The 15,107-nt window shown below is 51.6% G+C and carries 12 protein-coding genes; 11 read left to right on the forward strand and 1 reads right to left on the reverse strand.

The window, feature by feature from the left end; all coding sequences use genetic code 11:
- Nucleotides 1–66: 66 nt before the first annotated feature.
- The 9 genes from JUB14_RS05765 to JUB14_RS05805 all read left to right on the forward strand — a co-directional run bounded on the left by JUB14_RS05765 (nucleotide 67) and on the right by JUB14_RS05805 (nucleotide 11,711).
- The gene (locus tag JUB14_RS05765) at nucleotides 67–1,716 is read left to right on the forward strand and encodes a ribulokinase (RefSeq protein WP_207504924.1); all 1,650 of its coding nucleotides are present in this window, start codon (nucleotides 67–69) and stop codon (nucleotides 1,714–1,716) included.
- Between the two features lie 50 nt (nucleotides 1,717–1,766).
- Nucleotides 1,767–3,290: an L-arabinose isomerase gene (gene araA / locus JUB14_RS05770; protein ID WP_229367544.1), complete on the forward strand. Its 1,524-nt coding sequence runs from the start codon at nucleotides 1,767–1,769 to the stop codon at nucleotides 3,288–3,290.
- 2 nt (nucleotides 3,291–3,292) lie between these two features.
- Nucleotides 3,293–3,997 carry an L-ribulose-5-phosphate 4-epimerase gene (locus tag JUB14_RS05775; protein ID WP_207504925.1) on the forward strand — a complete coding sequence of 235 codons (705 nt, stop codon included), beginning with the start codon at nucleotides 3,293–3,295 and terminating at the stop codon, nucleotides 3,995–3,997.
- Between the two features lie 312 nt (nucleotides 3,998–4,309).
- The gene (locus JUB14_RS05780) at nucleotides 4,310–6,595 is read left to right on the forward strand and encodes a PSD1 and planctomycete cytochrome C domain-containing protein (RefSeq protein ID WP_207504926.1); all 2,286 of its coding nucleotides are present in this window, start codon (nucleotides 4,310–4,312) and stop codon (nucleotides 6,593–6,595) included.
- Between the two features lie 172 nt (nucleotides 6,596–6,767).
- Nucleotides 6,768–8,240, forward strand: a complete 1,473-nt coding sequence (locus JUB14_RS05785; protein WP_207504927.1) for a DUF1501 domain-containing protein — start codon at nucleotides 6,768–6,770, stop codon at nucleotides 8,238–8,240.
- Nucleotides 8,241–8,333: 93 nt separating this feature from the next.
- A complete protein-coding gene (locus tag JUB14_RS05790) occupies nucleotides 8,334–9,050 on the forward strand; it encodes a DUF3667 domain-containing protein (protein WP_207504928.1) in 717 nt (238 codons plus the stop codon).
- A gap of 43 nt (nucleotides 9,051–9,093) precedes the next feature.
- Nucleotides 9,094–9,393, forward strand: coding sequence for a hypothetical protein (locus JUB14_RS05795; RefSeq protein WP_207504929.1), 300 nt, complete (start codon nucleotides 9,094–9,096; stop codon nucleotides 9,391–9,393).
- An 83-nt stretch (nucleotides 9,394–9,476) separates the two neighbouring features.
- Complete coding sequence (locus JUB14_RS05800) at nucleotides 9,477–10,535, forward strand: NHL repeat-containing protein (RefSeq protein WP_229367545.1); 1,059 nt, start codon at nucleotides 9,477–9,479, stop codon at nucleotides 10,533–10,535.
- Between the two features lie 156 nt (nucleotides 10,536–10,691).
- The gene (locus JUB14_RS05805; protein WP_207504930.1) at nucleotides 10,692–11,711 is read left to right on the forward strand and encodes a zinc-binding alcohol dehydrogenase family protein; all 1,020 of its coding nucleotides are present in this window, start codon (nucleotides 10,692–10,694) and stop codon (nucleotides 11,709–11,711) included.
- Here the strand turns inward: JUB14_RS05805 and JUB14_RS05810 are convergent, their stop codons facing one another.
- Nucleotides 11,712–12,470 carry a hypothetical protein gene (locus tag JUB14_RS05810; protein WP_207504931.1) on the reverse strand — a complete coding sequence of 253 codons (759 nt, stop codon included), beginning with the start codon at nucleotides 12,468–12,470 and terminating at the stop codon, nucleotides 11,712–11,714.
- A gap of 132 nt (nucleotides 12,471–12,602) precedes the next feature.
- Between JUB14_RS05810 and JUB14_RS05815 the strand changes: the two genes are divergently transcribed.
- Complete coding sequence (locus JUB14_RS05815) at nucleotides 12,603–13,751, forward strand: helix-turn-helix transcriptional regulator (RefSeq protein WP_207504932.1); 1,149 nt, start codon at nucleotides 12,603–12,605, stop codon at nucleotides 13,749–13,751.
- A gap of 88 nt (nucleotides 13,752–13,839) precedes the next feature.
- Nucleotides 13,840–15,009 (forward strand): acyltransferase family protein, encoded by a 1,170-nt coding sequence (locus JUB14_RS05820; protein ID WP_207504933.1) that lies wholly within the window; start codon nucleotides 13,840–13,842, stop codon nucleotides 15,007–15,009.
- Nucleotides 15,010–15,107 lie beyond the last annotated feature (98 nt).

Below are 15,107 nucleotides of genomic sequence, written 5' to 3' on the forward strand. Positions count from 1 at the left end.
CATTACTGATTTTGATAGTAATCCTGTTTGTCGAATACTAAAACTCTAACTACTAATTACCTCTCTATGCCTGATCCCCACGTAATAGGTATTGACTTCGGCACTGATTCGGTGCGCGCCCTGGTGGTAAATGCCCGAACGGGTGAGGAAGTAGGTACTCATGTTCATGAATATGCCCGTTGGAAGGCTGCTAAGTACTGCCTGCCGCAGGCGTCGATGTTCAGGCAGCACCCGCTCGACTACCTCGAAGGTCTGGAAGCCTCGGTGAAGGGTGCTCTGGATAAAGTGCCGGCTGAGGTCAGGGAAAGTGTAAGGGGGATCGCCATTGACACGACGGGCTCTACGCCCTGCGCCGTAGATGAGCAGGGTACACCGCTGGCTCTGCTTCCTGAGTTTGCCGAGAATCCCAACGGGATGTTTATCCTCTGGAAAGACCATACGGCCAATGCCGAAGCTGAGGAGATCAACGTCCTGGCGCGCCGGTGGGAGGTGGACTTCACCAAGTACGTAGGCGGCATTTACTCTTCGGAATGGTTCTGGGCCAAGATACTGCATACCCTCCGCATGGATGAGCAGGTGCGTGAGCGGGCTTACTCCTGGGTAGAGCACTGCGACTGGATGTCGGCTGTACTGACGGGTGACACCGATCCGCGTACCATGCGGCGCAGCCGCACTGCCGCCGGACACAAAGCCATGTGGAACGCGGAATTTGACGGTCTGCCTTCTGATGAATTCCTGACTACGCTTGATCCCCTGCTGGCAGGTCTGCGCGACCGTCTCTTCCAGGATACCTATACTTCCGATCAACCAATGGGCAAACTATCTGCTGAATGGGCCAGTAAGTTAGGGCTTTCGGAAGAGGTAGTGGTGGGCGTAGGTGCCTTTGACGCACACATGGGCGCCGTAGGGGCACATATCGAGCCTTATACCTTTGTACGGGTGATGGGTACCTCTACCTGTGATATGCTGACGGCCCCCAACGAAGATATGACCGGTAAATTAGTACCAGGTATTTGTGGGCAGGTGGATGGATCAGTACTACCCGGTATGCTGGGCATGGAAGCCGGACAGTCGGCCTTCGGTGATGTGTACGCCTGGTTCCGGAATCTGCTGGCCTATCCGATCCGTGAGCTGTTGGCGCAGGAGGTAGGGGAGGAGGTGGTAAATAAAGTCATAGACGGTATTATACCTTCTTTGTCCAAAGCAGCCGAAGCCCTTCCCGTTACCGAGCAGGATATCATAGCGCTGGACTGGCTCAATGGCCGCCGTACCCCTGACGCCAACCATGAGCTGAAAGGAGCTATATTCGGGCTGAATCTGGGGAGTGATGCGCCTCGCGTATTTAAGGCGCTGGTAGAGGCTACTGCTTTTGGTTCCAAGGCCATTGTTGATCGCTTTGTTGAGGAAGGAGTACCCATCCGGCAGGTAATCGCTATCGGAGGGGTAGCTAAGAAATCTCCTTTCGTGATGCAGACGCTGGCTAACGTCCTGAATGTACCTATCAAAGTAGTGGTATCCGAGCAGGCCTGTGCCTTGGGGGCCGCCATGTTCGCCTCGGTAGCGGCGGAAATTCACCCTACGGTAGAAGCCGCTCAGGAAGCCATGTCATCAGGGTTCGATGCCGAGTACCAACCCCGACCTGATCGAGTTGAAGTATATAAGACCTTATATCAGAAGTACTTGGAAGCAGGTAAACTGGTGGAGGAGGGACTTTAATTGTCCACTCATTCACTCAATATTATATTCACTCATAAACTCATAGACCCTTGATTCATATACTCAAAAAATACGAAGTCTGGTTTGTTACCGGGAGCCAGCATCTGTACGGAGAAGAAACCCTGAAACAGGTAGCGGAGCACTCACAAGCGATTGCATCGGGGTTGGACCAGAATGGTAAAGTACCGGTACGGGTGATATTCAAGCCCGTAGTCACTACCCCCGACGAAATATATAAGGTATGCCAGGAGGCTAATGTAGCCCCTGACTGTATAGGTATCATAGCCTGGATGCACACCTTCTCACCAGCCAAGATGTGGATTGGTGGATTAAAAGTACTTCAGAAGCCCCTGCTGCACCTGCACACGCAGTATAACCGTGATATTCCCTGGGCGACTATAGATATGGATTTCATGAACCTGAACCAGTCCGCCCACGGCGACCGGGAATTTGGATTCATGATGTCACGGATGCGCCTGAACCGCAAGGTAGTAGTAGGGCACTGGCAGCAGGAGGATGTAATCAATAGCCTCAGTATCTGGACACGAGCCGCTGCGGCACGTTATGACCTGCAGGGCGCACGTTTTGTTCGCTTTGGCGATAATATGCGTCAGGTAGCTGTCACCGAGGGCGATAAGGTAGCCGCCGAAATGCAGTTTGGCTATTCGGTTAATGGGTACGGGGTAGGCAGTCTGGTGCAGGTAATCAACCAGATCAGTGATACCGCCATTGATCAGCTATGCGCCGAGTACGCAGATACCTATACCCTGGCCGGTACTCTCCAGAAAGGAGCCGAACAGCACAACTCGCTGCGCGATGCGGCCCGGATAGAGTTAGGGATAAGAACGTTTCTGGAAGAGGGCGGATTCAAAGGTTACACCAATACCTTCGAAGACCTGCACGGCATGGTACAGCTACCGGGTATAGCCTCCCAGCGACTGATGGCCGCCGGCTATGGCTTTGGCGCCGAAGGCGACTGGAAAACCGCCGCGATGCTGCGGGCCATGAAAGTTATGGCAACCGGACTCCCCGGGGGCAACTCATTCATGGAAGACTACACCTACCATTTCGCCGATCCGGCCAATCCTGCTGATAGCAAGTTGGTACTGGGTGCGCATATGTTGGAGATATGTGAGTCTATCGCTGACGGCAAGCCTGGCTGTGAAGTACATCCGCTGGGCATTGGCGGCAAAGCCGATCCGGTACGCCTGGTATTTAATGTGGCCGGTGGTCCGGCTCTGAATGTATCGGTGATTGATATGGGTAATCGTTTCCGTATTCTGGCCAATGAAGTGGAAGCCGTAGCTCCTCAGCACGATCTCCCCAAACTACCCGTAGCCAGGGTACTCTGGAAGCCCCAACCCAATATGCAAACCGGCTGCGCCGCCTGGATACTGGCCGGGGGAGCGCATCATACCGTATACAGTCAGAACCTCTCCGTTGAGTACATTGAAGACTTTGCAGATATGGTAGGCGTGGAGCTGGTTACTATAGATCAGGACACCCGCTTGCGCCAGTTCAAGAATGAGCTACGCTGGAATGAGGTATACTACCAAATGAAAGGAGGATTCTAAGTATGTCAGCTTATAAGTACCTGAAAGAAGAAGTATACGAAGCGAACATGGAGCTGCCCCGCAAAGGGTTGGTCCTGTATACCTTCGGCAACGTGAGTGGGATCGACCGTCAGGCGGGCGTAGTAGCCATTAAGCCGAGTGGGGTACCTTACGAAGAGCTCCGGGTGGAGGATATCGTAGTGGTAGACCTGGACAATCAGCTGGTGGAAGGTGCTATGCGACCATCTTCTGATACCAAGACCCATACGCTGCTGTACCGCCACTTTAATACCGTTGGAGGCATTTGCCACACCCACTCAACCCACGCGGTAGCCTGGGCGCAGGCGATGCGGCCTATACCTAACCTGGGTACCACCCACGCCGACCACCTGGTAGCATCAGTACCGGTTACGGATGTTATGTCGGATGAAGCCATTAAAGGAGACTATGAGCACGAAACCGGGCTGCAAATCCTCGATAAGTTCAAAGAGCTCGATCTCTCACCCGAAGAGGTAGAGATGGTACTGGTAGCTTGTCACGGCCCCTTTACCTGGGGAAAGACTCCCGCCAAGGCGGTATATAATTCAGCCGTTCTGGAAGAGCTGGCACGCATGGCCTACCTCACCCTCACCATCAATCCCGCTACTCCTGCCATCAAGCAGTCATTGGTAGATAAGCACTACTTCCGTAAGCACGGCAAAGATGCCTACTACGGGCAGGGCTGCTAGTTTTTCATTTAAGATATCTGATAGCACGATTCCCTCATAAGTCGGTATTACCGGCTTGTGAGGGAATCGTGCTATGTCTGATTACAGGTTTTTGCAAAATATCTTACATTAATTTATTAATTTGTAAGGATATAGTTGCACTTTGCTCGTCTTCCTCTAAAGCGTCAATAAAGTCATCAAGAATTATTTCCCGGATCAGCATTCTACAATAGGAATTCTTTAGGAGTAACCGCTGGTCATTGTACTGGTTATAAAAGTAGAAACAAACAGGATTACGACTTATAGTATCAAATACCTAGCTATTACCACATTATGCGGTTAAGTTATATTATTGCCCTTTTAACAATTGTCATTTTGACACTGAGCGCCTGGCAGTGGTGGGGAGGGAATAGGGTTGACTTTAACACCCAGATCCGGCCCATCCTGAATACCAACTGCACCGGCTGTCACGGGGGAGTAAAGCAGCAGGGTAATATTAGCTTGCTGTATCGTGAAAAAGCATTAAGTAAGGGCAAATCAGGCAAACCCTGTATAGTACCCGGTCACCCAGAGGATAGTGAGCTTATAGCCCGTCTCAAATCTACCGATCCGGACGATCGGATGCCGCTCAAGGCTCCACCACTTTCTGATGAGCAGATCAGCCTGCTGGAGCGCTGGATTGAGGAGGGGGCCGAATGGGAAACGCACTGGTCCTACATAGCTCCCGAACCTCAGAGCCCCCCGCTGGTACTGTCTTTCTGGCCCGAGAATGACATTGATAAATTTGTATATAAGAAGCTAAAAGCCGAAGGACTTGATCCCGTCGAAGAGGCGGATAAAGCAATACTGCTCCGCCGCGTTACGCTGGACCTGACGGGCCTGGCCCCAACACCTCAGGAGTTTGATGATTTCCTAAACGATAACTCAGATAACGCCTACGAAAAAGTAGTAGATCGCCTGCTGGCTTCGCCGCATTATGGAGAGCGTTGGGCAGCCATGTGGCTGGATTTGGCCCGCTACGGCGATTCGCAGGGCTACCAGAAAGATCGTCACCGCGATATATGGCAGTACCGCGACTGGGTTATTGATGCTTTCAACAAAGATATGCCCTTTGATCAGTTTACGGTGGAGCAACTGGCGGGCGATCTCTTGCCTGATCCTACCGTAGACCAGCGCATAGCTACTGCCTTTCACCGCAATACCAATACTAATGATGAAGGTGGTACCGACGACGAAGAGTTTCGGGTCGTAGCTGTTATTGACCGGGTCAATACAACCATGGAGGTGTGGCAGGGTACTACCATGGCCTGTGTGCAGTGTCATAGCCATCCCTATGACCCATTTCCGCACAAGGACTACTACCAGTTGATGGCTTTCTTTAATACTTCGGCCGATGCCGACCACACCAGTGATGTACCGGTCCTTAAGGAACTATCAAGCATCCAGAAGCAGCAGATGGAGGAACTGGCAACATTCCTGAACGCTCATAATGATACTACGGACCATAGGTACCTCGCAGCCCGCCAGAAGCTGGAAAAGATAAAGCCTTCGCGTACGCCTATCATGGAAGAGCTACCGGCTGATAGTACTCGTAAGACTCATGTATTTGAGCGCGGAAACTGGATGGTGCACGGGGAAGAGGTACGTCCGCAAACGCCCAAGACACTTACTCAGCTTGCCAAAGACCATCCGGCCAACCGCATGGGACTGGCCAAGTGGCTGGTAAGTCCGCAAAACCCACTGACTGCCCGGGTAATGGTAAATCGTTACTGGGAGCAGCTTTTTGGTCGGGGACTGGTAGAGACTTTAGAAGATTTTGGAACGCAGGGAGCCAAACCGGTACATCCCGAGCTACTGGACTGGCTGGCGCTTCGCTTTATGAACGAAGACCAGTGGAGTGTCAAAAAGCTCCTGCGTGAGATAGTACTCTCAGCCACTTACCGCCAGAGTTCGGAGGTTGGTGAAGAAGCACTGGAGAAAGACCCTTATAATACATTACTATCGCGTGGTCCCCGGGTACGCCTTACCGCTGAGCAGGTACGTGACCAGGCGCTGACTGCGTCCGGTCTGCTTTCACCCAAGCTGTTTGGCCCCAGCGTGATGCCACCTCAGCCGGACGGCGTGTGGCAGGTAATCCGGAATGTGGTTAAATGGCGTACGGCTGAAGATGAGGATCGCTACCGCCGCGCTCTGTACACCTACTGGCGTAAGTCAAGTCCTTATCCCTCATTTGTAACATTTGATGCGCCGAGCCGGGAGTTGTGCCTGTCGCGTCGCGTACGTACCAACACCCCTTTGCAAGCGCTGGTGACACTTAACGATCCGGTGTATTTGGAAGCATCCCAGGGACTAGCCTGGCAGATGAAGCAGGCCACTGGCTATAACCCTGTCGAAAATATCAAGATGGGCTATAAGCGGCTGACTGGGCATATGCCATCCGAAGAGCGGCTGCGGCTACTGCTCAACTATTACCAACTATCTATTCAGCACTACCGGACTAGTTCGCATGACGTTCAGAAATTCCTGACGATGGACTACCCAAAGACGCCTCACCTGGCGGCTCTCGCTGCTACGGCCAATGTCATGCTGAACTTGGATGAGGTAATTACGAAGCAGTGATCTAATTAAAAATGTATAATGTATAATTGAGAGTGAAGGGTAACTGGCTTCGTAGCGAGGTATTTTAGAGAAAAGCAAAATGAGGTCCCTGGGGTCAAACCTTAGTAGCCCAGGCTCCTTAACTCAGTTTTAAAATTCGACAATCTGAAATCGACATTCGACAATAAAATAGATGGAAAAGCTACTGAAAGAACTGGAACAGACGGATAGGGAGGTAACGACCCGACGCTATTTTCTGCAGCAGAGTATAGGTCACCTGGGAGCGATGGCGCTGGGTGGCATGATGATGGGCTGCGATATGTTCAAAGGGAGCAATACGGCTCCTTCCAAAGATAGCTTTCGTCTAAGCCACTTTGCTCCAAAGGCCAAGCGGGTCATATTCCTCCACATGTCGGGAGCGCCTTCCCAGCTCGAGCTTTTTGAAAATAAGCCCCTCCTGCGTGACCTGGACGGCAAGGACTGTCCACCCTCGCTGCTGGAAGGAAAACGCTTTGCATTTATAGTAGGTACGCCCAAGATGCTGGGTCCTTATGCCGAATTTAACCAGTACGGACAGACCGGTAGTTGGGTGTCCCATCATATGCCTTATTTTCAGAAGGCGGTAGATGAGGTGACGTTCCTGCGGGCTATGCATACCGACGAGTTCAACCACGCTCCGGCGCAGCTATTCATGCATACGGGGGGGCCGCGTACCGGGCGCCCCAGCTTTGGCTCCTGGGTAACCTATGGACTGGGCTCCGAAAATGAGAACCTGCCCGGCTTCATCGTACTGGCCTCCGGCGATGCCATACCTAGTGCCGGTAAGAGTATCTGGGGGAGTGGTTTTCTGCCGTCGCAGTATCAAGGCGTGCAGTGCCGCTCTGAAGGTGATCCGGTACTATATATCTCTGATCCGGATGGTATGCCCCGCGACCTGCGTAAGGCAGCCATCAAAACCATTAGTGATATCAACCGCGTACAGCACGAGGAGATGGGGGACCCCGAGATCCTGGCCCGCATTGAGCAGTACGAGCTGGCCTTCCGCATGCAGACTACCGTGCCCGAAGCCATGGATATTACCCGCGAGCCGGAGTACATCCACCAGCTCTACGGTACCACCCCCGGTCAAAACTCCTACGCCAACAACTGTCTGCTGGCGCGACGCCTGGCGGAGCGGGGCGTACGGTTTATACAATTGTATCACGCCGACTGGGATACCCACGGTAGTAACTCTAATGAGGCTCTCGAGATTGGTTTTGTTAATCGTTGTAAGGAAACCGACCAGGCTACCACGGCTCTGCTTACTGACCTGAAACAACGCGGTATGCTGGACGATACACTGGTCGTGTGGGGTGGTGAGTTTGGTCGTACGCCCATGGCCGAAAACCGGGGTGGTAAAAAAGCGCCTTTTAAGGGCCGCGATCACCACAAAGAGGCCTTTACCATGTGGATGGCCGGTGCTGGCGTGAAGCAGGGATTCAGCTTTGGCGAAACTGACGAGATTGGTTACTATGGTACCAAGGATCGCGTCCACGTTCACGACCTGCAGGCTACGATCCTGCACCTGATGGGACTAGACCACGAAAAACTAACGTACCCGTTCCAGGGGCGAAATTTCCGCCTGACCGATGTACACGGAAAGGTTGTGCATCAGATTTTGGCATAGAAATAGCTTTAGAAGAAGAAACTGACGCAGTAGATAGTAAGAGGTAGTTGGCAACAATCTTTGTAGCTATATTAGTCAGTAAATCTTCGTCTTATGAGCCAAAGTAACTGCCCTAACTGCGGGACGCCCCTCCATCCTGAATACAAGTACTGTGCAGGCTGTGGCCAGTCAGCTCAGATACATCGTCTGGACCTGCACCATATTCTGCATGATATGATGCACGCGGTACTGCATGCCGATACGGGTATCTTTCACCTGACCAAAGCAATGCTGCTGGGACCGGGCACAGTAGCCAAAGAGTACATCAGCGGCATGCGCAAGAAGTACTTCAATCCCTTCAACTACCTGGTCATTACGGTAGCTATCTCGGCTTTTCTGACGGCATACTTTCACTTGATGGAGGCCGATGTCCAGGCGCAGAATCCAGTTTCGGCTATGGTGACCCGGCACATCAACCTGATATTCTTCATCGGAGTACCTATCTCGGCCTTCTTTACCTGGCTCCTCTTTCGCAGGAGTGGCTATAACTACGCCGAGAACCTGACCTTGCATGCCTTCCTGGGCGGCTTCCGGATCGTCTTTTTTATGCTGATCTATACGCCACTAATCGTCTTTTTCCGGGAGCACTACTACACTATGCTGATGATTTACATGGGTGCCTGGGCGGCTTTTACTACCTGGGCGTACTATCAGTTTTATGAAGGAAGGTTGTGGGTAGTTATCCTCAAAAGTATTCTGACGCTGTTTCTGACTCAATTGATCATATCTCTTCTTATCTTAGCTGTAATAAAACTTTTTATTTTCAGGTAAGGCGAGCCTTATTTTACTACCTAATGTTAATAGATTACTATAAATGAAACCTGCTAAAATAGCTCTCTATCTCGTTCAACTCCTCAGTCTGCTTACGCTTATCCCCTGGTACGATGCCGCTCAGACGTCATTTCTGGCGCTTGATACTGTAGACCCTGCCAAGAAGATGGGGGCGTACCTTTTCATTGGGATGATTCTATCTTTCCCGCTCATCGTTCTTATCTGTATCTGGTTGTCGTGGAAGTGGTGGCGTAAAGGAAACAAAAAGTCGCCCTTTGTACCCTCGGCCCTGCCTATTCTGATCGCCATTATGGCTTTTATATTCGTGAATATGGTTAAGTAGAGGCTGGTTCAGAAGATAGTACTAGTCTTTTGATTATAAATCTATCTCTGGTGTCTTTCCTATAAAAAAAGCCACCAGAGATCATGGAAAAACCTTCCCGTCGTCAATTTGCCAAAGCTGCTGCGCTTACCACAGCCGCCATAGCTTTCAAACCATTCTACATTCTACAGGCCCGCCCTAAGCTGGATGGCGAAGTGATCGGCCATGGAGGGCATCGCTATCGGTTGCAGCAGGGCTGGGGTAATCTGGATTCGTCAAAATTCCCGGTGAAGAACTGCCACGAAATGGTGCAGGACAAGCAGGGACGGCTCATTATGATCGGTGATGAGACTAAGAATAACATTCTCATCTACGACCGGTCGGGTAAGCTGCTCGATAGCTGGGGGCACGACTTCCCGGGCGGACACGGCCTTACGCTCTGGAACGCCAACGGTGAAGAGTTCTTATTCATCACTGATCCGGGCCTGAGCAAGGTGTTTAAGACCGATATGAAGGGCAACATCCTGATGACCATCGAGCACCCGTCCAAAGTAGGAGCCTATAAGGAAGATGCCGCTTTCCGTCCTACCGAAACGGCCATTGGCCCAGATGGTACTATCTACATAGCCGATGGTTACGGATCGCAGTGGGTACTACGCTATACGGCCAAGGGAGAATATATAGATAAATTTGGTGGACCCGGTGATGAGGAGCATCAGTTTGCTACCGCTCACGGTGTAGCCATTGATAATCGTGACAAGGCCAATCCGACGGTATTGGTTACTTCACGTATACACAATTCGTTCAAACGCTTTACGCTGGATGGTAAGTACCTGTCCAGCATATTCCTGCCCGGTGCTTATGTATGTCGCCCGGTTGTTAAGGACGATAACGTGTATGCCGGCGTGTGCTGGTCGCGGTTAAAGTACCTTAACCAAACTCCCAATTCTGGTTTTGTAACAATCCTGGATAAGAACAATAAAGTAATTTCCAATCCGGGTGGTACCAAGCCTGAGTACAAGAATGGGCAGCTACAACTAATGGTGCAGGAAAAACCGCTCTTTATGCACTGCCATGACGTATGTATCGATGAGGATGAGAATATCTATATCTGTCAGTGGAACGCCAAGCAAACCTACCCGGTGAAGCTGGTACGCGTGTAAGAAGTCTGCTGAGAGAATGAGTGAATGATGATTCGATATATTCTATGTATAGGCCCGGAAGTGTTCCGGGCTTTTTTGTGAAAAAGAAATAGGAGGAGCCCTCCTTGATAAACTACCGGATTACTGTAATTTAGCAAAGCACCAACCATTACTATTTTGAAAACCCTTAGTCTTCGCGAACCCGGACAATTTGAATTTATAGATACCCCCTTTGACGCTAGCCTGCAGGAAGGTGAAGCTCTGGTAAAAGTACTGCGGGTAGGTATATGCGGTACCGATCTGCACGCTTACCGTGGCAAGCAGCCTTTCTTCTCGTACCCACGGGTACTGGGCCACGAACTGGCCGTGGAGGTAGTTGAGATCAAAGGCGATTCGTACGGCCTTAAGATTGGCGATCGCTGTGCCGTAGAGCCCTACCTGGACTGCGGCGAGTGCCAGGCCTGTCGGCGTGGCATGACTAACTGCTGCGAAAACCTACGCGTAATGGGTGTACACATGGACGGGGGAATGACCGAATACCTCAAAATACCTACCGATAAGCTACACCCTTCTAACCGCCTGAAGGATGATCAGCTGGCTATCATAGAAACGTTGGCTATCGGCGGGCATGCCGTGGAGCGCGCTGACCTAGGCCCGGAGGACATCGTTATGGTGATTGGCGCAGGACCTATCGGATTGTCAGTTATAGAATTTGTGAAATTGGCTGGCGCTACCCTTGTGGTCACTGACCGGGAGGAGCACCGCCTCAGGTTCTGTGAGGAGAAGATGGGGGTAAAGCATACCCTGCTGTCTGATGAGTGGTTTCACGAGCGGCTCCTTACCCTTTTTGACGGACATCTGCCTACTGTGATATTTGATGCCACGGGTAACCCGGCTTCCATGATGAAAACCTTTGAGTACTGCGCTCATGGTGGTAAGATAGTCTTTGTGGGGCTGTTTCAGGGAGAGGTGACGTTTCATGATCCATCATTCCACCGCAAGGAGCTCACCCTGATGGCTAGTCGTAACGCTACGCACCACACGTTCCGGACCATTATCAACCACATTGAAAATGGCCGGATGGGGCCTACGCCCTGGATTACCCACCACCTTTCATTTAATGAGCTACCCGACCAGTTCCCTACGTTGCTTGATCCCGCCAGTGGAGCCATCAAAGCGGTAATAAGTATGCAGTAGTTACCGGATCAGGCGAAGCGTAAAGGCATTTAGGAGCATGGTACCTACCATCAGCAGGGCATAAGCCCACCCGATGGGCATGAGAGGCACCAGGTAGAATACCCCCACCAGAAAGGTAGTAAATCCGTAGCCGGCCAGCATTAGGCCGTACAGGATGCGGGAAGTGGCGTCGCTGCCTTGCTGGGAGTGGGTAAACACCGCCAGCGTGGAGGTCATGATCGGAAAGGGTGTCAGGATACCGCTCCATTCAGGCCCCAGTATTTCAGCAGCTTGTGTAAGGCCTACTACGAATAGTGTAGCTACCAGCATACGCAGGGGAATGTCGTACTTGGGCTGTTTAATGATAGCTGGGATGTTTTTGGGCTTCGGGAAGAAGTAGAGCGTCAGTGAAAGAACTACGACATTCAGGAGGGTAGCTACCACCAGCGTAGGAGTATGATCTAACGAAACAAAAGCGATGGCAAAGTAAACGGCGTAGCTGAGCAGTAACGTCGGTAGCCACGACAGTCGGTACGAGAGCCCTGCGTAGGTGAAGGCAAAGAGTATAGTACCCGCCGATCCCATAAGCGCCGAAGGGATAGTGGCCGCCACAAAATCAGTGCCCTGCTCTAAGGCCATAAAAAACGAGATAGGCCCTGCCACCCAGGGGAAGCCGCCAATCCAGCCGCCCAGGCCCGCCCCCCACCGACGCACCGCTAGTGTGACACCCGCAATCAGAACCGGAACAAGTACTATTTTGAGGAGAAGTATATAGCTCACTGCAACTCTTTTAACGTATGGTAAAATCAGCCGCAAAGGTACGGGCTTTTCTCATTGTGTCGTTTCGCCTCACAGGTTTTAAATCTATATTTGTAAAGTGCTGCCTGAGGTAGTACATTAACTATATTGCCCTTGTCTCCCGGACTGAACTACTTCCGTTTTGACCTATATACAGCCATCCTGCTGGTGGGAGTGGTGCAGGGCTTTTTTCTGACCCTGCTGTTTCTGGTCAGGCGGCCCCACCGGCAGCCCTACCACCACCTGCTGCTGGCCGGGTTTGTGTTCACCTTCGCCTGCATCGTATTGGAAATTTTTCTATGCTACTCGGGACTGATGTTTCAGGTGTTGCCGCTGGTGGACTTCTCCGAGCCTCTCAATTTTGCCGTTGGTCCACTCACATACCTGCTTTTCAGGAGCCTTGGCGGAAGAGACTGGACGCCCAGGCAGTGGCTGCATCTGGCACCGTTTGCGATTTACTTTCTGTACCACCTGCTGTTTATGGTACAGCCCGATGCCGTAAAGTACAATGCGTATCTGGGAGCCTACTTTCCGGATGCCGCGCGTATCCCTGCCCGTTTTCTGGTCAATCCGGACCCACTGTACCTGTCGGGTTATGATGGTTGGCTCACGCTGGTACACGTTACCTCTTACATCATTGCCTGCTACTGGCTGATAAAACAACGGCCCGGTACTCAGGTCTCCAACGCCTATTTTCATTCCTGGACCCGGGTCCTGCTCTACTTCTACGCTGCCATGTTGCTGCTATTTCTGTTGATAAAGTTTAACTTTCAGGAAGATCTGGGCGATCATTTTCTGGCAGTACTTCTGGTCGTGCAGCTTTTCTTCATCAGCTATAAGCTGCTTACCGGATCTGCTTTCTTTCAGCCGGTAGTACAGGTCAAGTACGAAAAGTCGGCCCTGAGCGAAATCGCCAAACAGGACCTGCTACAAAAGCTGAAATGGGCCGAGGAAAGCAAGTTCTTTATTCAGCCATCGGCTTCTCTTCCCGGTTTGGCCCGACAGCTTAGTACCTCGCCACACTACCTTTCGCAGAGCCTCAACGAGTGTTTGGGCAAGAGCTTCTTTGAGTACCTGGCCGAGTTGCGTATTCAGGAAGCCAAAGCCATACTTTCAGACCCTTCCCATCAGCACCTCAAGATCGAGGAAGTAGCCGAGCAAACGGGCTACCTGTCCAAGTCGGCGTTCAATGCGGCATTCAAAAAACAGACCGGTCAGACACCGGGACAGTACCGCAGCAAGGCCATCGCCGGAGTGCTTTGAGTACTTCCCTATAAGGTAGCACCTCACCCTTACCGGCAGATTCCGCTCTATTGAGCCTCCATAGCGACTTTTGACCAAAAAAAACGCTATGGAAAATCAAACCAAGATCAGACGTTACGAATTTGACTGGCTGCGCGTGCTGGCCTTCTCCCTCCTTATTTTTTACCATACCGGTATGTACTTCGTCGAATGGGAGTGGCATATCAAGAATCCCGAGATAAGCGACGCCATAGAGTGGCCTATACTATTCCTGAGCCAGTGGCGTATGTCGCTCATCTTTCTGGTATCGGGGGCGGGGGTATACTTCGCACTAGGCTACCGGAGCGGTGGTACCTTTGCCAAAGACCGGCTGAAGCGCATTCTGCTACCCCTGGTGGCGGGTATGTTGCTGGTGGTACCGCCACAGGTATATTTTGAGCGCGTAGCGCAGGGGTACAGTGGTGGCTATTTCAGCTTTTATCCTTCCATCTTTGAGCTGGAGCCGTATCCTAAGGGTAACTTCAGCTGGCACCACCTGTGGTACCTGGCCTATATCTTTACGTACAGCCTGGTGCTGCTGCCTCTGCTGCTTTTCCTTCGTCGGGCTACTATAGGGGAGAAAAGTATCCGTGCCTGGGTTATCCTGATACTGCCCGCCCTGTGGCTGAGTGGGGGAGGTGTATTGCTCAATGAGCGTTTCCCTGGTACCAACGCGCTGATTGATGACTGGGCCAATCACTTTCTGTACGTGACTATATTCCTGCTGGGCTTTGTACTGATGAAGCTTCCTGAGTTACAGGCTAAAGTCCGCCGGATACGCTGGTACAGCCTGGCCGCAGCCTTGCTGACTGTAACTCTCCTGTATGTGAAGTACTGGATGCCAGATGACGTAGAGTTGGCAGGAGCGGAGCTTGACCTGTACTTTATCATCAAGCAGAGCAACCGCTGGTTTTGGCTGATGACGATCCTCGGCTTTGCGATGCAGCACCTCAACATCCGGAGTAAGTATCTCGCCACAGCCAACGAGATGGTGTACCCTTTCTACATCCTGCACCAGACGGTGATCGTTACTTTGGGTTTTTACCTGCGTAATGCAGACTGGAGTATCGGCAGCAAGTTTACATTCATGTCCCTGGCTACGTTCCTGATCTGTTTTGTGCTGATCCGGTACGTGATCATGCCTGTTAGCTGGTTGCGCCCCCTCTTTGGTCTTAAATCGGAATCTAAGCCGGTAGCCTTGTCAGCGCCTTCAAACATTCCTGACGCAGTATCGTCTTAAGTAAGATTGTATCGCAACTGCCACTTCTTCCTATATATGGGTGAAAGTACCGGAATAGGTATAGTATTTTTTAGCTGACAACGTAGATCCTGGAAAAG

It is taken from the genome of Telluribacter humicola, from assembly GCF_017355935.1.
Lineage (GTDB): Bacteria > Bacteroidota > Bacteroidia > Cytophagales > Spirosomataceae > Telluribacter > Telluribacter humicola.